The organism is Thalassoglobus sp., from assembly GCF_048270125.1.
In the GTDB taxonomy this organism is placed as follows: domain Bacteria; phylum Planctomycetota; class Planctomycetia; order Planctomycetales; family Planctomycetaceae; genus Thalassoglobus.
On record NZ_JBLWTN010000004.1, the window covers coordinates 279,199 to 297,768 of the forward strand.

Here is an 18,570-nt window from a genome sequence, read left to right on the forward strand (position 1 = left end):
CAGGGAAATCGATTCATCTCTGGATTCAACTTGCATCAATAGGATTGGATTGAGACAATGGAGGCTCCCACCAACAAAGCCTCACGTGCACCCACCGATGATGAATTTGAAGAAGCCCATCCCGGCATGTTTGACCGTCTCTGCATGTTTCTTGTTGTCTACTGCGGCATTTGGCGCAGGGGCGCCACTTTATGAAACAGATGTCCGCCCAATTCTGAAGGCACAGTGCTTTCATTGCCATGGCGAAGAAGAGGAAATCGAAGGCCAGCTTGATTTGAGGCTTCGCAGATTAATCCTCAACGGTGGAGATTCTGGACCTGCGATTGTTCCCGGGGATGCAAAAGGGAGCTTGCTGCTGGAGAGAATCGAGTCAGGCGAGATGCCACCCGGCAAAGTGAATCTCTCTGCAAAAGAAATTGAAACAATTCGTTCCTGGATTGCCTCGGGAGCGAAAACTGCACGTGATGAACCGGAAGAATTCGCAGCTGATGATTTTACCTACGAAGAGCGAAACTTCTGGTCGTTTCAACCGATTGGAAAGCCAGATCCTCCGGCAGTCAAAGAGACTTCGCGTGTCCGAAATCCGATCGACGCCTTTATCCTCGCCAAGCTCGAAGAGGTCGGACTGACCTTTGCTCCGGATGCAGAGCGTCGAACTCTGATTCGTCGATTGTCGTTCGATTTAATCGGCCTTCCTCCGACTCCGGAAGAGGTGGACATTTTCCTGGCTGACGAACGGCCAGATGCGTATGAAAGGTTAGTCGACCGATTGCTGGCATCTCCTCATTATGGGGAACGCTGGGGACGACATTGGCTCGACGTTGCAGGATATGCTGACTCTGAGGGATTCAGCGAAGCGGACACCGAGCGTGAATCAGCCTGGAGATATCGTGACTATGTCATCCGGTCGATGAACAATGATAAACCGTTCGATCAATTTATCCGCGAGCAACTCGCTGGCGATGAAATGATTGCTGGGCCATACAAGAATATGTCGGCGGAAAACGTAGAGAAACTGACCGCTACTGGATTCTTGCGAATGGCTCCAGATGGAACCGGGGCCGGCGGTGTTGATCAAAATCTGGCTCGTAATCAGGTGATGGCAGAAACGCTGAAGATTGTTTCGAGCTCTCTGATGGGGATGACTGTCGGATGCGCGGAATGTCACAGTCATCGTTACGACCCCATTCGCCATACAGACTATTACTCGATGCGTGCGATCTTTGAACCGGCCCTCGACTGGAAGAAATGGCGAGCACCGAAAAGTCGCAGAATCTCTCTTTATACCGACGAAGATAAACGTCTCGCGGCAGAGATCGAAGCGAAAGCAAAACTTGTTGACGACGAACGGGTTGCACTGACAGCCAAGTTCATCGACCAGACATTAGAGGCGCAACTCTTGAAGTTGGAAGAGAGTGTCCGCGAACCGTTACGCGTTGCTTATAAAACTGCAGCCTCAAAACGGACACCAGAGCAGAAGGAACTTCTCGACAAGTTTCCAAAAATCCTCAAAATCAGTGCCGGCTCACTTTATTTGTATGACCGCGAGATTCGGGTGGATGCCGCTGAGATCGACAATGAACGGAAAAAGAAAGAAAAAGAATTTGTCGAACAGGCTCAAGAGATCGCCATTTCTTCATTGCCCGAAGAGGAGCGGACTGCAGTGCGAGTGGCTTTGAGTAAGGCAGAGTCGGCTCGAACCCCAGAGCAAAAAACATTGTTGGGAAGTCATGCAAAGCAGATTGTTACTCTCGCGAATCTTAAGGAATTTGCTCCGGAATCTGCAGCAGAAATCGAACGTCTGAAAAAGGCTGCCGACGATTTGCGGGCGACACAAAAAGCAGATCGCATCAAAGAGTTTCAGGACAAAGCGGCTGAAATAAGAAACACGAAACCGAAGGAAGGATTCGTCAGAGCGTTAACGGAAGTTGCGGGGCAACTGCCCGAGACTCATCTCTTCTTCCGTGGCGATTTTGAACAACCCAAAGAAAAGCTCGCTCCAGCTGGCCTTTCGATTCTGGACGACTACGGACTCGTCTCGATCCCAGTCAATGATTCGAGCCTGTCGACATCGGGACGTCGGCTTGCTTTCGCGAAACGGTTAACAGATGGAAAACATCCACTGACTGCTCGGGTCTTGGTCAATCGATTCTGGCTGAACCATTTTGGTCGTGGAATTGTTGAAACACCTGGCGACTTCGGATTCCTCGGGGCGAGGCCGACTCATCCAGAGTTACTCGACTGGATGGCAAGTGAGTTTATGGCGGGCGGATGGAAGTTGAAGTCATTCCATAAAATGCTCGTCACCTCGACTGCTTATCGTCAGTCTTCCAAACGAACTGAAACTGCTGACGAAATTGATCCAGACAACAAATTGTACAGCCACATGTCGATTCGTCGCCTCGAGGCCGAAACATTGCGGGACACCATTCTCGCCGTCAGTGGAAAGCTGAATCGTAAAATGTTTGGCGAACCTGTTCCTGTAATGGAGGACGCAGTCGGCCAAATCATCCTTGGAAAAGAAAATCTTGACGGTGAACGAAAGCCGCTGGCTGCCATTGATTTGCAAGGTGAAGAATATCGTCGCAGTCTGTACATCCAGGTCCGTCGCAGCCGACCACTCGGAGTCCTCGCTGCATTCGACATGCCTGAAATGGAGCCGAATTGCACCGTTCGCAGTTCTTCGACCGTCACTCCACAAGCATTGATGTTGATGAATAGTGATTTCTCCACTCAGTTTGCTGGAGAATTTGCGAGCCGAGTCGAGGAAAGTTTTCCAAACGACTTCAAAAAACAATGTGCTCAAGCGTGGGAACTAGCCTACTGTACTCCGCCATCTGAGCAACAAATTCAGCGCGGAGTCGAGTATCTCACCCAGCAAAAAGAGTTCTATCAACAGAATCCTCCCGCCGGGATTAAGGCGACCCCAGATCATCTCGCACTCACAAGTTTTTGTCAGGCATTAATGAGTTCAAATGCCTTCTTGTATGTTGATTGAGAAGAAATCTCACTACATTTGCCTCAAGTGATATTGCAATGATTAGAAACGAAAACAGTCAATTGGCGTCCTCACGTCGCCACTTCCTGGCCTCTTCAGCGATGGGACTCCAATCCATTGCTCTCGCCTGGTTGTTGCATCAGGACGAAGTGAGCGCGGCACCGGTGCAGCCAGAATTGTCCCCGACGACTTTCGATCTCACGCCGAAGCAGCCCCCTAATCCTCCGCAAGCCCGGGCGATGATCTCTCTCTTTATGCAGGGAGGACCAAGTCATCTGGATCTGTTTGATCCAAAGCCGGAATTGGAGAAATACGACGGCAAAGACTTTCCGGGAAAAATTAAATACGACAACGCTGCTCAAGCCAGCCCGATTGTCCTTTCGAGTCCCTGGAAGTTTAAGAAGTACGGAGAATCCGGAACGGATCTTTCCGAGCTTCTGCCAAGTCTTGCAGAAGTTGTTGATGACATCACTGTTGTCCGTTCGATGCAAACCGGGGTGAACAACCACGGTCAATCAATTCATGCAATGAACACCGGGCGGATTCAACGAGGGCGGCCGTCTCTTGGATCGTGGCTCACATATGGGCTTGGAAGTGTCTCGCAGGAACTCCCTGCATTCGTGGCAATGACCGATCCCAAAGGAATTCCAGTTGAAGGCGTTCATAACTGGTCCAACGGATGGCTGCCTGCACTTTTTCAGGGGACAGTCGTCCGTCCGCGTGAACCAAGAATTTTGAATCTTGACGCACGCAAGGAGTTGTCAGGTCTTGCGCAGAAGAACTACCTCTCGTTTCTGAATGAACTCAATCAAGAACACTTGCAACAGCATCCGGGTGAACTCGATTTGCAGGCACGAATCGCCAGTTACGAACTCGCTGCGAAAATGCAAACAGCAGCTAAAGAAGCGCTCGATGTTACGAAAGAGACGAAAGAGACCCACAAATTGTATGGTTTAGATGACCCAGTCACCGAGGAGTTCGGGACTCGCTGTCTGATCGCTCGTCGGTTAGTGGAACGTGGTGTTCGCTTCGTTCAACTTTATACAAAGAATCAATACTGGGATCATCACGGAAGTATCCGCTCTGCCCTGCCCGCTTCCTGCAAGAAAACAGACAAGCCATCTGCAGCACTTGTTCAAGATCTCAAACAACGGGGATTGCTCGATTCCACCGTAGTTCACTGGGGCGGAGAAATGGGACGTCTTCCTGTGATTCAAAACAATTCCGGTGCTGCGAAAGTTGGGCGAGACCATAACACTTACGGTTTCAGTATGTGGCTGGCCGGTGGTGGATTCAAAGCTGGCGGGACATACGGTGCGACCGATGAATTTGGTCACAAAGCTGTTGAGAATGCGGTCAATCACTTTGACTATCATGCCACGTTGTTGCATCTGTTTGGACTCGAACCCAATAAGTTGGCTTATCTCAGAAATGGACAAGAGCAAACTTTGCTAGACGGGCAACCAGGAAAGATCGTCCATGGAATTTTGAAAGGTGATTAAACAAGTCTCCTCTTCAACGCGAGGTTTTCTGTTCTTCTCGATTTTAATCTGACAACAGTTCAGAGACGATATTCATGAATTTTTAACACATCTCACAATGCTCATCATTGGCTGAGTTTTTACCGAATCTCAAGAGAATCTCACTTGAGGCGATTGTGCATCCTTGAGATCTCGGTGAAAATCAATACCCCATTCACGACGAATAATTCTTATTCGTTCTCTTTTTCAGTCTGGGCCGCCAATTCAAAAGGAGCCATTAATGAGGTCGTTTCGTTTCTGTAGTTTTGCAATCTTTGCTGCATCATTCATCCTCGCCTCGCACGCTAATTCGGCTGATGCACAGTCGAAAAAACCAAACGTACTTGTCATCTGGGGTGATGACATTGGGACTTGGAACATCAGCCACAACAACCGTGGGATGATGGGCTATCAAACTCCGAACATTGACCGCATCGCTCGTGAAGGTCTCTCTTTCACAGATTATTACGGGCAGCAAAGTTGTACAGCAGGCCGCGCCGCGTTTCTTGGCGGGAATGTTCCCGTCCGTACCGGGATGACAAAGGTCGGACTCCCCGGAGCAAAAGAAGGCTGGCAGAAAACCGATGTCACCATTGCCACGGTGATGAAAAGCCAGGGCTATGCAACTGGTCAGTTTGGAAAAAATCATCAGGGGGATCGAGACGAACATTTACCGACCATGCATGGGTTCGATGAATTCCTGGGAAATCTTTATCACTTAAACGCTGAAGAAGAACCTGAAAACGAAGATTACCCAAGTGATTTTGTCCTTCCGAACGGCAAAACATTTCTGGAGCAGTTTGGTCCTCGTGGTGTGATTCATTCCTGGGCCAACGCTGACGGGACTCAGAAGGTCGAGGATACTGGACCTCTGACAAAGAAACGCATGGAAACCATCGACGACGAAACGGTCGCCGCCGCGAAAGACTTCATCAAACGTCAAAACGATGCGGGAAAACCATTCTTCTGTTGGTGGAATGGAACGCGGATGCATTTTCGGACACACGTGAAAGAAGAGCATCGTGGAATTTCTGGCCAAGACGAATATAGCGACGGAATGGTCGAACACGACATGCACGTCGGCGAACTTCTCAAACTCATCGATGATCTTGGCATCGCAGATGACACGATCGTCTATTACTCAACGGATAACGGGCCACACTTCAACACTTGGCCGGATGCGGGGACAACTCCGTTCCGAAGCGAGAAAAATTCCAACTGGGAAGGTGCATATCGTGTCCCGGCGTTCATTCGTTGGCCGGGGCATTTCCCTAAAGGGAAAACCCTCAACGGAATTGTTGCTCACGAAGATTGGCTACCGACATTTGCCGCCGCTGGAGGAGCCCCGGACATCAAAGAGAAACTGAAGAAAGGTGTCAAACTGAACAATCGCGAATATCGCAATTTCATCGACGGGTACAACATGCTCGACTACCTGAGCGGGAAGGTTGAGAAATCACCTCGCAGTGAATTTATGTACGTCAACGATGATGGGCAGATCGTTGCGATTCGGTACGACGACTGGAAAGCGGTCTTCCTGGAAAACCGGGGAGTTGCTTTTGGGGTCTGGCGCGAACCTTTCGTAGAATTGCGTACTCCACTGCTGTTCAACTTGCGACGTGATCCATTCGAGAAGGCTCAACATAACTCCAACACTTACGACGATTGGTTTCTCTCACGAGTCTTTGTGCTGCTGCCCATGCAGCGAATTGCCGGACAGTTTTTGATGTCTATGCAAGAGTACCCGCCAAGCCAAACTCCCGGATCCTTCAATCTTGAAAAGGTCCAGAAGCAAATTGAGTCAGCTACGACTGGCAAATAGTTTTCTGTTCTGTTTGTGCAACGATAAGCAATGCTGTTTCAACATGAGGCAGCAGTGCTTTTTTCGTTGAGTCAATTCGATAGGACTTTCGAGTTGGTCTGCGATTCCCACTAAGTATGTGGAGCAAGCCTTGTGTTGGTCTTTACGTTCTGCCTCGTGGCGAGCAGTCTGTAAAGTCATGAAGGCAGCCTTCGCTGGCACGACGAGCATTAAAAATGCTCTCAGTTCGAAGGCGTCAATTTAATGGAAAATTACCTGTTGTCTTTTCACTCAGTGAGTAGGTTTTGCCATGTTCTCTTTCCAACGAAATTTCCTGTTAGCAATCATCCCAGTCTTTCTTTGCTCAAGCATACAGGCTGATGACCCTCTTCCTTCCTGGAATGAGACGAGTCCAAAGCAGCGATTGATTCAGTATGTCAAGGACTCCACTACGGAGGGTGAAAGCTTCATTCCAATTGAAGAAAGAATTGCCGTCTTCGACAATGATGGAACTCTCTGGCCTGAGAACCCACTTCCGTTTCAACTCATTTTCGCGATCGACGAAATTCGCCGACTCGCTCCATCTCATCCAGAGTGGAAAGAAGATAAGTTGGTCCAGGCAGTCTTAAAAGGGGATGTGAAAACTCTCAAGGAGAGTGGACGGGCTGGCCTCAGCAAGTTGCTGGCAATGACACATACTGGGATCACCACGGACGAATTCGAGACTCGCGTTCGGAACTGGTTGAAAACGGCGAAGCATCCAAGATTTGATCGACCATATAATGAACTCGGTTATCAACCGATGCTGGAACTGTTGGCATATTTGCGTGCGAACGGTTTTCAAACTTGGATCGTCTCTGGCGGTGGTGTTGATTTTATGCGAGTTTGGACTGAAGAAGCGTACGGGATTCCGCGAAATCAAATTGTGGGATCAGTTGGGAAGACGCACTTCGAGATGCGGGATGGGAGCCCAGTGCTGATCAAAGATCCGGAAATCGATTTCGTTGATGATAAATCTGGGAAACCAGTCGCCATTCATCGACATATCGGACGCAGACCAAGGGGAGCGTTCGGAAACTCGGATGGTGACTATGAAATGCTGGAGTGGACCACGATCGGTCATGTTCCCTCGATAGGCTTAATTGTTCACCACACAGATGCTGATCGTGAGTATGCCTACGACAAAGATCCAAAGAGTTCCGGGAAGCTGATCAAGGGACTTGAAGATGCCTCTAAAAGGAATTGGATTGTCGTTGACATGAAAAAAGACTGGAAGCGAGTTTTCTCTGCGGAGTGATCTCTCAGTTCCTACTTCGAACCTGCATGAATAGCGTTGATTTCCTGTTGGATGTGCGTGAAGACCATCGGAAGGAAAACGACGCCGGAGTAATGATTCGCAGGCATTTTGACATGGTGAGATTTCTCCAGCCCAACGGTAGCCGCGAGCAAGTCGGCATTCTTTGGAGGGACCACCGTGTCAAACATGCCAGAATATAACCAGACACGACTTGGGTTCAGTCGGTGTGCAACCCGTGTTGGCTCAACCGACATTGTCACCGCTTTAAGCTTCTCGCCGGTAAGCCCTTGTCGAGCAAGACGCTCGCGGGCCTTGGCTGCATCTTTCTTTCCGTTTTGGACGATGTCGTAAAGGTCGCCGCCAGCGAGCATCAGAAAGACACCGTCATATTTGCCATCCAGGCTGGCTGCTGTGGTCGAAACAAATCCTCCGAGGCTGGTCCCCTGCAGAGTAATTGTTCTTGAATCGACTTCGGGCAAAACTGCGACTGCATCTCGCGCTCTACGGACATCGGCGACAGCTTGCCGCATCGCTGTCACCTGGTCGACTTCATGTCGTTGCCTGGAATTCGATCGACGTAATCCATAGTACGGCATTTGAATCATAAAGGTGTGAAAACCCAAATGCCTCAAGCTGCCCGCAAATAGCCTCCCGACTTCCATGCTGCTCCCTGACTCATGGACAACAACAACCGCCGGAGCTTTCTGAACGGTCCCTCCTTCGTCTTTCACCATCGACCATTCCATTGAGACGATGTCGTTCTGGTCATCTCCCGAAGGAACAGCAGAAGAGAATTGCACGAGTCGGTCGCCATGTTTCGTTTGCGGTGCACGAACAGTCACTGAAAATTCTTGAGGCTTCCATTTCAACCCGTTCAAGCAATCATTGGCGTCCGCCGAAGCGTCGAGCAATACATTCAATGAATCTGAGGCATTGAATTGTTTCACTTCGGTGTCGAGCTTGTGAACTTCAAAGCCAGAACGGTCCTCGGCACATAGAACTCCACAAACCAATATCTGACAAACAGACAAAAAGCATTTCATACGCTCGGTCCAATCCTGGAAATCATTTCAGTTGTAAAATGAGCACATCGCTTTCTAGAGCAGTTTGCTCTACCGTGTGCCCGTGAAGAACGCATTTCTTTAGAACCAGTCCGAAAACTTCTGGAATAGCCGCTTTCCTCAATGTTTGAGAGTGCAATTTCAAGTTTCAGGATCAGTTCTAGTAAAAATACTGTTCGCCACGAGGCAGAACCTGCAAACCAATTCGAAAGATGCTCTCAATGCCGGTGCTTGAGACGCGTCATCGCTCAGATTCATTGACGACAATGATACGTATCTCTCAAAGCCACTCCAAGCTTGAACGGTTGCGCCCTACTTGAATACGAATTCGTTGCTAAATGGCTCACGCAGATGGTGAGACCGTTTTTCGTCGATGTTAGACCAAATGCGAAATCATCAAACGCGATGATCAGCGACCGTACTCAACTTGTCATGGTTAAAGGAAATCGCTGTAGAGTAGTTTGCTCTACCGTTTGCCCGTGAAGAACCAATTTCTCTTGTAAAAATGCTGTTCGCCACGAGGCAGAACCTGCAAACCGATTCGAAAGATGCTCTATCCCCAAATGAATCGGCTGCATATAATTCCGTAACGAGTTTTGTTCTTTGGATCGTGAAGCTGATTCCGTCGATTGCTGCGACGATGATACGATCGAACTTTGTGATGCTGGTAGATCTTGTCTTGGACATCGAACGGAGGCTTGCGACAGGCAGTAGTAGAGAACCAGCCCGAAAACTTGTGGGATGGGCACTTTTCTCATTGTTTAAGAGAGCAATTTAAATTTTCAGGATCAGTTCTAAACAGTACTGTCTCGTGGCATCAGCGTATGGACTTGTGAAATCGTACTTCGCGGACAAGAGAAGCATTGGAAATGTTCTAAACTTCCCTGATTGAAGGATCTCCACATGGCTGTGACAACACATCGTGCACTCCCAGCTGAAATCGCTGAGATTCAGCATCGCATGGAAGAGATTGCCGCGTCGTATGGTCTCGATTTTTTTGAGACCATCTTTGAGATGCTCGACTATGAAGAGTTGAGCATGTTTGCAGCCTACGGTGGGTTTCCCATTCGCTATCCTCACTGGCGTTTCGGTGCGGAATATGATGAGCTTTTGAAAAGTTATTCTTACGGCCTCTCAAAAATCTACGAGATGGTCATTAATACTGATCCCTGCTACGCCTACCTGCTCTCTGCGAATGCCATCGGTGACCAGAAGTTAGTGATTGCACACGTTTACGGTCACTGTGACTTCTTCAAAAATAATGCCTGGTTCGCGCCGACGAATCGAAAGATGCTCGATCAGATGGCGAATCACGCAGCGCGAGTCAACCGCTATATCGATCGCCACGGCTACGAACCGGTCGAACGATTTATTGATGCCTGCTTGTCGATCGACAATTTGATCGATCCCTACTCACCGCACATTCAACGAAAAGCGACTCCGAAACATGAGCGTTCGGACGCGAAGAAATCCAAAGATCCAACAGATGAGGAGAAACGTGGCAAGGGGCGTTTTCGCGCCAAAGAGTATATGGAATCTTTTATCAACCCGCCGGACGTCCTGGAGCGGGAGCAGAGACTTGCAGAAGAGAAAAAAGAATCCATGGCTGCGACGAGTTCGTTTCCAGAAAAACCTCAACGGGATGTCCTCCAGTTTCTTCTGGATCACGCACCGCTTGAACAATGGCAGCACGATGTTCTCGCAATTATCCGGGACGAAGCGTACTACTTTGCTCCTCAAGGGCAAACAAAAATTATGAACGAAGGTTGGGCCAGCTATTGGCATTCGACCATTATGACTCGTCACGGTCTGACTGATGCGGAAATCATTGATTACGCCGACCACCATTCGGGGACGATGGCGATGTCGCCTCAACGACTGAATCCCTACAAAATCGGAATCGAACTCTTTCGTGATATTGAAGAACGCTGGAACAAAGGGCAGTTCGGGGATGAATGGGAGAATTGTGACAACATGGACGAAAAGAAAAATTGGGACAAAGAACTTGGATTAGGTCGCGACAAGATTTTCGAAGTGAGACAAATTCACAACGATCTGACTTTCATTGACACATTTCTCAATGCAGAATTCTGTCGACGCCATAAAATGTTTGCGTTTGCTTACAACGACCGCTCCGGGGATTATGAAATCGCATCTCGCGAATTTGACGAAATCAAAAAGCAGCTCCTCACCAGTTTGACGAATCACGGTCGCCCGTTTATCTACGTCATTGATGGAAACCATCGAAATCGTGGTGAGTTGTATTTGAAACACGAGTATCAGGGAATCGAACTCAAGCAAGATTACGCAAACGCAACGCTCGTGAATCTGCAACAACTTTGGAACCGCCCGGTGCATCTGGAATCGGTCATCGATGACGAACTTTCAACGATTTCCTACGACGGACACACGCATAGCGTTAAGCGAATCGAAAAGTAGATTGCTACGATTCGCCTATCGACTCGATCTGGACCTTCTGTGCGAATTCCTCAGTCACTTCAAGAGTTACACGCGCCGGAAAGAGGCTTTGAGCGTTTTGAGCAGCTGCTCCCATTCCGAGTCGCACAGCGTCGAGAACTTCATCACCGCGGGAAACTCCAACAGCGATCCCTGCGGCCAGGCTGTCACCACATCCGATGGGATTGACGAGGTCAACTTGCGGAGGTTGAAGTCTCCACGTTCCGTCCAAACTTGTCACTAAAGTTGATTCAGGTCCATTGCTGACAACGACCCATTGGGCACCCATTCTGTTCAGTGATTGCATCGCCTGCACGACTGATGCTTCATCAGGAAGTGAGGACTGGACGGTCGCTTCGAGTTCTTCGCGATTCGGCTTAATTAGAAATGGACAAAACGGAAGGGTCTGTAAGAGTCCATCGCCACGGATGTCGAGTAAGAACCGGGAAGGGACATTGCGAATGAGTCTTGCATAGTAATCTTCGGGAGCATTGGCAGGGATCGAGCCGGTGAGGACTGTCACTTCTGCCACTTGCGAATGAATCCGGAATCGATCAACGAATTCATCAAGCACCGCATTTTCAACATCACTCACGTTTTCAACGAGTTCAGTTGTGACACCTGACTGATCAAGAATCGTCGTACAGACTCGCGTCGGCGTCTCGACATGGAGCCAGTCAGTCAAGATCTCTTGAGCCGCCAGTTCGGCTGCAATCGCCTCTCCGTTGAGACCTCCAATCATTGAAAGGAGTGATGTTTTCTCACCCAGACCTTTTGCAGCGATTGCGACGTTGAGCACCTTTCCCGAAGCGCACCAATGTGCGGAACGCGCGCGATTGACTTCACCGACTTGTAGTGAGTCAAACTCCAGAATTTGCTGCCAAACAGGTGAAAGCCCAGCTGAAAAAATCACCAGTTCTCCTTGAGTATCGAGTAGAGTTCGTCAGTCGAGAGTTCTCGTGGATTGCCATTCATACTGTTGCCACGAGAGCCGTTTGCAATGTCTTCGAGTTGGTTTTCTTTGACACCCAGGTCTCGCAATTTTCGCGGGATTCTCAATTGATCACACAATTCTTCGATGGCTGTGATTGAAGCTTCAATCGCAGCCGCTTTTGAAAGATGTGGATCCTTTGCGAAGAGTTTCCCCAGTACAGCCTGTTGTTTTCTTGACGCAGTCTGATTTGTTTTCAATGCAATCGGTAAGAGTGTTGCACATGCCAGACCGTGCGAGATGTCACATTGTGCCCCAAGCGCCGCTGCCACTCCGTGCGCCATCCCTAATCCGGAATTTGCAAGTGCGACTCCAGAGAGGAACGCCGCATACGACATGGCGGATCGTGCTTCCTGATTCATCCCGTCTTCAAAGGCTCTGGGAAGATTTGGAATTGCCAGCTTCAAGCCTTCCAGACAAAGAGCCTGAGTCAGTGATGTCGCACGATTGCTGAGATAACTTTCGATGAGCTGCGTGATTGCATCCATTCCCGATGCCGCCGTGATTTCTGGAGGGTTGGAACTGGTCAGCTCTGGATCGATTAAAATGATATCGGGAACCATTTTCTCAGATCGTAAGCTTTTTTTGCAGGGCGGAGCATCAACGGAGACGACCGCGTTCTTGGTCGCCTCACTCCCCGTTCCTGCGGTTGTTGGGACGGCAATCATTGGTAATGGCGGATTTTCGATTTGTAAACCGGTTCCGACACCTTCAAGGAAATCTCGCACGCTCGATCCATGCTGATTCGTCGCCATGGCTGCGATTGCCTTCGCAAGGTCAAGCGCTGCACCACCGCCAATTCCAATGACAAGGTCTGGCTTTTTTTGACAGGCGAGAATTTCTTGCGTGGCGGAATCGACATCTGCAATCGTCGGCTCGCGTCGAGCTTCGAACTCGCAGGCAACGTCGATTTTGGCATGAGCAAGTGAATTGATCAGCTCTTCCCAGAGAACGCTTCGTCGCAACGTTCGAGAACCGCTGACAATTACCGCTCGTTGGCCCAAGCCAGTTGCCAACGTGCCAAGTTGCGTTCGCTTTCCCCATCCGAAGGTGACGTGATTGGGCAAAAGGAGTTCAAATTGCATTCTAAAACAGAGGGTTAGGAGCAATGTGGGAATTCGTCAGGTCAGAAGATCAACTCAACATACCCTTTCGGATTCAACGCGTATAGAATCGACAACAACATTTGGACTGAAAAATACGATCCAACTTTGGAATACCAGGGCAGTTTGCTCTAACGTGTGCCCGTGAAGAACACGCTTGATCAATAAAAGTGCTGTTCCTCACGAGGCAGATCCTGTACACCAATTCGAAAGATGCTCTAATCACATGAACTCAATGATGTCGAATTTTCTCCAGCGAATTCTCTTGGTTCCGTTCTTTTCGCTGGTAATTTTCTCCGGCCATTTTGCCATCAATAGTCTTTACGCAGAAGATGCAAGCAAGCTCGCTGCAAAAGAGACAAGCGAGGCTGAACGTCGGCTTCTTGATGATGTTAAGAAACTTGCTTCTGATGAATGGGAAGGCCGCGGGGTAGGAACCGAGGGACTTAAGAAAGCTGCGAAGTTTATTGCGGAATCGTTCCGGGATGCCGGATTGGATGTCTCAGCTGCTGGGGGTGACCCGTTCCAGGAATTCGAAATCGTTGATGGCGCTGAACTTGGGACTCCAAACTCATTGACGTTGACTGGTCCGGGTGGAAAAACATTCACCCTGGAGATGGGGAAAAACTTTGAAGTCTGCTCGTTTGGAGGCTCTGGTAAGATTGAAGGAGAACTCGTCTTCGCTGGGTACGGAATCGTTGCTACAGATCTCGAATACGACGAGTACGACTCAATTGATGTCAAAGACAAAATTGTGATCGTCATGCGAAGAAACCCGAAGCAGAGCGATCCTCACGGTCCGTTTGCAGTCGGGCACGGAATTTCTCGACATGCAGGTCTCACGACTAAGCTGAGTAGAGCGTTCAGCAATGGGGCCAAAGGTGTCATCTTCGTCAACGATCCTTATACCGTGAACACAGAGAAGGAGCAGCTAGAAGAGCAAGTCGAAAAGGCCGCTGCGCAGGTGTCAAAATTAGAAAAAGAAAACGGGGACAAATCTGAACTCGAAACTGCACGAACACACCTCAGCCAGGTCAAGGAAATTCTCGCAAAGCATGTCGCTGACAAACTGATGGAGTTTGGCTATGGTGGGACTCGCTCTGGAAAATCACCAGCAACATTTCATATTTCACAAGATGTTTGCAACGAAATTCTGAAACCTGCATTAGGGAAAACTCTCAGCGAAATTGAAGCTCAGATCGATGAGACTGGCAAACCTTTCAGCCGTCCTCTTGAGGGTTGGCAAGCTTCGGGGCAAGCGACGCTTAAGATTATTCGTGTCCCAGTCAAAAATGTGATCGGAGTCCTTGAAGGTCAGGGACCGCACAGTGATGAAACGATTGTCATTGGGGCACATTTCGACCATCTCGGTCGCGGTGGAGCCGGATCTCTTGCAGCTAATTCCACAGAGATTCATAACGGAGCCGATGATAATGCTTCTGGAACGGCGGGCTTAATGGAAATCGCGCGACGACTCGGTGCACGCAAAGATCCTCTTCCGCGACGTGTCGTGTTTATCGCTTTCAACGGTGAAGAACGGGGGCTACTGGGAGCAAATGAGTACGTAGACAATCCGATCTTTCCGTTGGAGAAAACTGTCGCCATGTTCAATATGGATATGATCGGACGATTGGATGAGAACAAGTTGACAATCTTCGGGACCGGGACCTCAAAGGTTTGGGACGCTCTGCTCGACCAGGCCACCGACGGTACTGGCATTGAGCTGATCAAAAAGACCGAAGGGTTCGGGCCGAGTGATCACGCAGCCTTTTATGGGAAGAAGATTCCGGTGCTTCATTTCTTCACTGGAATTCATGAAGATTATCACCGTCCGGGGGATGACTGGGAAAAACTGAACGTTCAGGGGATGGCGAAAATTATTGAAATTCTGGAGAAAGTCGTACTCGAAACGGCAGAAGCTGAAGTCCGTCCCGACTATATCAGTATTCCTGGAACCGCTTCTCTTGCAAGGTCAGGAGCCCGTCCATACTTTGGAAGCATTCCCGACTTCGGTGAAAATACCAACGGATATGCGATTTCGGGTGTCTCTCCCGGAAGCCCTGCGGACAAAGGGAAACTCAAGGGAGGAGATGTCATCGTCGAGTTGGATGGTCGTAAAATCGGTGGGCTGGATGACTTTGATCTCGCTCTTCGAGACTTTCGCCCCGGTCAGCAAATCAGCGTCACTGTTCAGAGAGACGCGAAGAAGGTTGAACTCAAGGTCACGTTGGGAACTCCGAAAAACTAAGGGGCTTTCGATCCTTCAGTGTCCGTGGAGAGCAGGCGACGAAGTCGCGAAGTTAGTCTTCACGGGCACGACATGGGGGGAAATTCTCGAATTCCTGCGAACGAAATCGGCGATCGAGATATTCGGAACGTTGTTTGAGATTGTGATTGACTCAAACTCTTTCGTGGTCCAGCGAGATGACTTTGATCACAACGAGTGTGCAGTCGTCGACCGGTTTGTTATCCAGTGAGAAATTCATCGCTTCGTTGAGGACGGACTGTACAATTTCATCAGCTGATAAATCCCGTAATGTCTGAACGAGTTCAATCATCCTGGGGACTCCGAAGCGATGACTGTCCTCACCAATCATTTCGAAGATTCCATCTGTCGGTAGCAGGATGATATCTCCCTCATCAATTTTTGAGGTACTCAGGGTCATTTGCTCTTTCGAGATTCTGATCCCCAGCGGCAAGTACTGACTTTTCAGCTTCACAACTTTGCCATTTGATTTCAGGATCCAACCTGGATGTCCCGCCGAAATGTATGAGAATGCGCGTTGAGTGACCGAAAAGTGGTAAGAGAGCATTGTGATGAACTGGTGCGGTTCCGTCGCTTGGTCAGTTCTGTAGTTCGCCGCTGCCATGAGCCGGGGAAGACTCATTTTCTGTTCTACCAATCCATGTAAAAGACCGTGTAATTCGGTCATCAAAATGGCGGCCGGTAACCCGTGGCCACTGACGTCTGCGATCACTCCGGTACAGGAACTTTCGTCGGATGTCAGAAAATCGAACAGGTCTCCCCCTACTTTTTCTGCTGGTAAACATGCGCCAGAGATTTCAATCCCACGAATTTGTGGAAATGATTGAGGAAGAAGTCGCTGCTGAATGGTCTCTGCGGCCAGAATTTCAATGTGGGCCTGTTGCCATTTACGTTCGGCTCGCAAGCGTTGGCTGCGCTCGATTGAGTAGCGGACTGAGCGTGGGAGGGTTTCCTCTGAGATTGCGGACTTTCTCAAGTAGTCATCCGCTCCTGAACGCAAGGCTTCGAAGCCTAATTCCTTATCTTCATTTCCAGTCAAGATGATAATTGGGACATGAAGATTGAGTGCGGTGACTTTGTGGAGAATCTCAATTCCGACTCCTTCGGGGAGTCCCAGGTCGAGAAGGATGGCATCGTAAGAATTTTTGGCTAAGAGTTCTATAGCTTCTCTTAAGCAACCGGCGACCGAGAGTTCAATCGAACCATTGATCGGGCTTGTTTCATCTTTTTGAAAGCTCCGCCTTACGACGGCCACGTCCATGTCGTTGTCTTCAACGAGTAAGACATGGTATTTCAGTATCTCGGCGTCCAGTTCCTGAGGACTCTCGACTTCCATCATTTCCGTGTCGCCCTTATTTCTATGAATGCGACATGTACTCAAGTGTACAGTTTCAACGCATCCGTCACTCTGACCACGGAGACTCTTCCCTCTTTATCTTACGAATAAGTGGCGTTAAAGAAAGTCTCAATTTTCAAGAAGTTCGAATTGCTGATTCGAAAATGGGCATGCCCTGCCCTCAGGGGCTTGCGAGATTGCGGTACCGACCGCTTCAAAGAGAGGGTATTGAGGCAGATGAGTTCTCGGCAATGAGGTAGCTGCCGGTTGTGAATCGTCCAAAATTATTTTGACTTCTGGTTGCGTTTCTTTCTCTCCTGGAGATGTTCATTTGCCGCCATTTCGGTTGCGATTCCTTCGTCGCCTTGAGATTTCATCCAGGTGATGAGTTTCATTTTAAGTTCAGCGATTTCTTCTTTGTGAGCCTCGTCACTGGCCAGATTGTTCATTTCGAGTGGATCTTGAACGACATCATAAAATTCAGTTTCTGGCCGATGTTGGTACCGGGCCACCATCAGCTTAGCATGATCATTTCCATTCTCGGCAGCTTGGACCATTGATTGGAACTCGGCTGAACTCGTGCAGGCATTTTGAAACTCTGCTTCGTGATTGAGGTTCAGGATGAGTTTGAATTTTCGCGAGCGGATCGAGCGGATGGGATAGAAGTCGGTCCCGTTATTGATCCCTTTGGTTGTCATCACTCCGTAGACCAAATCTTTGTGATGATTGGTCTCGCCAGTCAGGACCGGTAAAATGCTCTTCCCATCGAGTTCATTTGCGGGCTTTCCATTTGCTGCTTCAACGAAGGTCGGAGTGATGTCGCTATAGTCAACCATTGCCGAAGTCGTGGAATTTGGTTTCACTTTCCCCGGCCAGCGAACAATCATTGCAGACTGCAATCCATTGTCGTAGCAGGTCCACTTCGCAAACGGCAATGAGTTTCCTTGTTCAGAAACAACCATGACCAGCGTGTTCTCGGAAAGTCGGTGTTGCTCCAGAAGATCTAAAATCTGTCCGACCTGGCTGTCGAAATAACTGATTTCAGCAAGGTACCGACTAAACCCGTCCCGCATGATTTCAGTGTCTGGCAGGTATGGAGGAAGCTTCACTTTACTCGGAGGGTAAACCGAAGCGTCTCCTTTGTTCCAAGGTGTGTGGGGTTCATTCGAGCAGGCAAACAAGCAAAATGGCGTTTCTGTTTTGGAACATTCGGAGAAGAGTTCTTCAACGGCCCTCATGTCCGGATTGTTTTTGACTTTGCTGTATTCAAATTTGAAATTCTCTCGAGGGCCGATATGTGTTTTTCCAGACAGCGCAACACGATACCCCAGCGGAGGAAGATAATCGGTGATGTTTTTAATGTGTCGATATGTTTGCGTGTGATTTGGATGGGCTCCGGTTTTTACGGGGTATTGCCCGGTGTAGATGTTGTGTCGCGTAGGGGAGCACATTGGTGCAGTTTGAAAGCAATGGGTGAACCGCATTCCCTCAGTCGCTAACCGGTCGATGTTTGGCGTTTTGGCTTGTCCTCCGTAACAGCCAATATCACGAAAGGTACAATCGTCCGCGATGATGAACACGAAGTTCGGCTTCTCAGTTGCGGAGAGGCGAGAGAGCTGCCCGAGTGCGAGCAGAAATAGTAGTCCGCATACAGATTTGGAAGTCAGCGACATACAGATGCTCTATGCATTCAAGAAAAACATCCCGGATCTAAAATTGATCCGGGATGAAGGGGTGGTG

At 49.1% G+C, this 18,570-nt stretch carries 11 protein-coding genes; 6 read left to right on the plus strand and 5 right to left on the minus strand.

The window, feature by feature from the left end; translation table 11 throughout:
• Nucleotides 1-97: 97 nt before the first annotated feature.
• From ACN0YR_RS07290 to ACN0YR_RS07305, 4 genes are all read left to right on the plus strand, one after another.
• Nucleotides 98-2,998, plus strand: a complete 2,901-nt coding sequence (locus tag ACN0YR_RS07290) for a DUF1549 domain-containing protein (protein ID WP_417848536.1) — start codon at nt 98-100, stop codon at nt 2,996-2,998.
• Nucleotides 2,999-3,036: 38 nt separating this feature from the next.
• A complete protein-coding gene (locus ACN0YR_RS07295) occupies nt 3,037-4,500 on the plus strand; it encodes a DUF1501 domain-containing protein (protein WP_417848537.1) in 1,464 nt (487 codons plus the stop codon).
• A gap of 259 nt (nt 4,501-4,759) precedes the next feature.
• Nucleotides 4,760-6,340, plus strand: coding sequence for an arylsulfatase (locus ACN0YR_RS07300; RefSeq protein ID WP_417848538.1), 1,581 nt, complete (start codon nt 4,760-4,762; stop codon nt 6,338-6,340).
• 289 nt (nt 6,341-6,629) lie between these two features.
• On the plus strand, nt 6,630-7,616 hold the full coding sequence (locus ACN0YR_RS07305; RefSeq protein WP_417848539.1) for an HAD family hydrolase: 987 nt from the start codon (nt 6,630-6,632) through the stop codon (nt 7,614-7,616).
• Nucleotides 7,617-7,627: 11 nt separating this feature from the next.
• Here the strand turns inward: ACN0YR_RS07305 and ACN0YR_RS07310 are convergent, their stop codons facing one another.
• Nucleotides 7,628-8,458 (minus strand): hypothetical protein, encoded by an 831-nt coding sequence (locus tag ACN0YR_RS07310; RefSeq protein WP_417848540.1) that lies wholly within the window; start codon nt 8,456-8,458, stop codon nt 7,628-7,630.
• Between the two features lie 1,122 nt (nt 8,459-9,580).
• Here ACN0YR_RS07310 and ACN0YR_RS07315 point away from each other — a divergent pair.
• Nucleotides 9,581-11,116, plus strand: a complete 1,536-nt coding sequence (locus ACN0YR_RS07315) for a SpoVR family protein (RefSeq protein ID WP_417848541.1) — start codon at nt 9,581-9,583, stop codon at nt 11,114-11,116.
• Nucleotides 11,117-11,120: 4 nt separating this feature from the next.
• On the opposite strand, the gene ACN0YR_RS07320 is transcribed toward ACN0YR_RS07315, so the two are convergent.
• Together ACN0YR_RS07320 and ACN0YR_RS07325 are read right to left on the minus strand one after the other, a co-directional pair.
• A complete protein-coding gene (locus ACN0YR_RS07320; RefSeq protein WP_417848542.1) occupies nt 11,121-12,047 on the minus strand; it encodes a 1-phosphofructokinase family hexose kinase in 927 nt (308 codons plus the stop codon).
• Entirely contained in the window at nt 12,044-13,210 is a 1,167-nt protein-coding gene (locus ACN0YR_RS07325) for an iron-containing alcohol dehydrogenase (RefSeq protein ID WP_417848543.1), read from the minus strand. Before ACN0YR_RS07325 ends, ACN0YR_RS07320 begins: the two co-directional genes overlap by 4 nt.
• A gap of 256 nt (nt 13,211-13,466) precedes the next feature.
• On the opposite strand from ACN0YR_RS07325, the gene ACN0YR_RS07330 reads away from it, so the two are divergent.
• Nucleotides 13,467-15,476, plus strand: a complete 2,010-nt coding sequence (locus tag ACN0YR_RS07330; protein ID WP_417848544.1) for a M20/M25/M40 family metallo-hydrolase — start codon at nt 13,467-13,469, stop codon at nt 15,474-15,476.
• Nucleotides 15,477-15,627: 151 nt separating this feature from the next.
• On the opposite strand, the gene ACN0YR_RS07335 is transcribed toward ACN0YR_RS07330, so the two are convergent.
• Entirely contained in the window at nt 15,628-16,833 is a 1,206-nt protein-coding gene (locus ACN0YR_RS07335) for a SpoIIE family protein phosphatase (RefSeq protein WP_417848545.1), read from the minus strand.
• Nucleotides 16,834-17,114: 281 nt separating this feature from the next.
• On the minus strand, nt 17,115-18,503 hold the full coding sequence (locus tag ACN0YR_RS07340) for a sulfatase (RefSeq protein WP_417848546.1): 1,389 nt from the start codon (nt 18,501-18,503) through the stop codon (nt 17,115-17,117).
• Between the last annotated feature and the right edge of the window lie 67 nt (nt 18,504-18,570).

Bases quoted from the DNA above. Each gene is read 5' to 3' on its own strand.
- ACN0YR_RS07295 (WP_417848537.1), top strand. From the start codon at position 3,037: ATGATTAGAAACGAAAACAGTCAATTGGCGTCCTCACGTCGCCACTTC.
- ACN0YR_RS07340 (WP_417848546.1), bottom strand. From the start codon at position 18,503: ATGTCGCTGACTTCCAAATCTGTATGCGGACTACTATTTCTGCTCGCA.
- ACN0YR_RS07300 (WP_417848538.1), top strand. From the start codon at position 4,760: ATGAGGTCGTTTCGTTTCTGTAGTTTTGCAATCTTTGCTGCATCATTC.
- ACN0YR_RS07335 (WP_417848545.1), bottom strand. From the start codon at position 16,833: ATGATGGAAGTCGAGAGTCCTCAGGAACTGGACGCCGAGATACTGAAA.
- ACN0YR_RS07330 (WP_417848544.1), top strand. From the start codon at position 13,467: ATGTCGAATTTTCTCCAGCGAATTCTCTTGGTTCCGTTCTTTTCGCTG.
- ACN0YR_RS07315 (WP_417848541.1), top strand. From the start codon at position 9,581: ATGGCTGTGACAACACATCGTGCACTCCCAGCTGAAATCGCTGAGATT.
- ACN0YR_RS07290 (WP_417848536.1), top strand. From the start codon at position 98: ATGATGAATTTGAAGAAGCCCATCCCGGCATGTTTGACCGTCTCTGCA.
- ACN0YR_RS07305 (WP_417848539.1), top strand. From the start codon at position 6,630: ATGTTCTCTTTCCAACGAAATTTCCTGTTAGCAATCATCCCAGTCTTT.
- ACN0YR_RS07325 (WP_417848543.1), bottom strand. From the start codon at position 13,210: ATGCAATTTGAACTCCTTTTGCCCAATCACGTCACCTTCGGATGGGGA.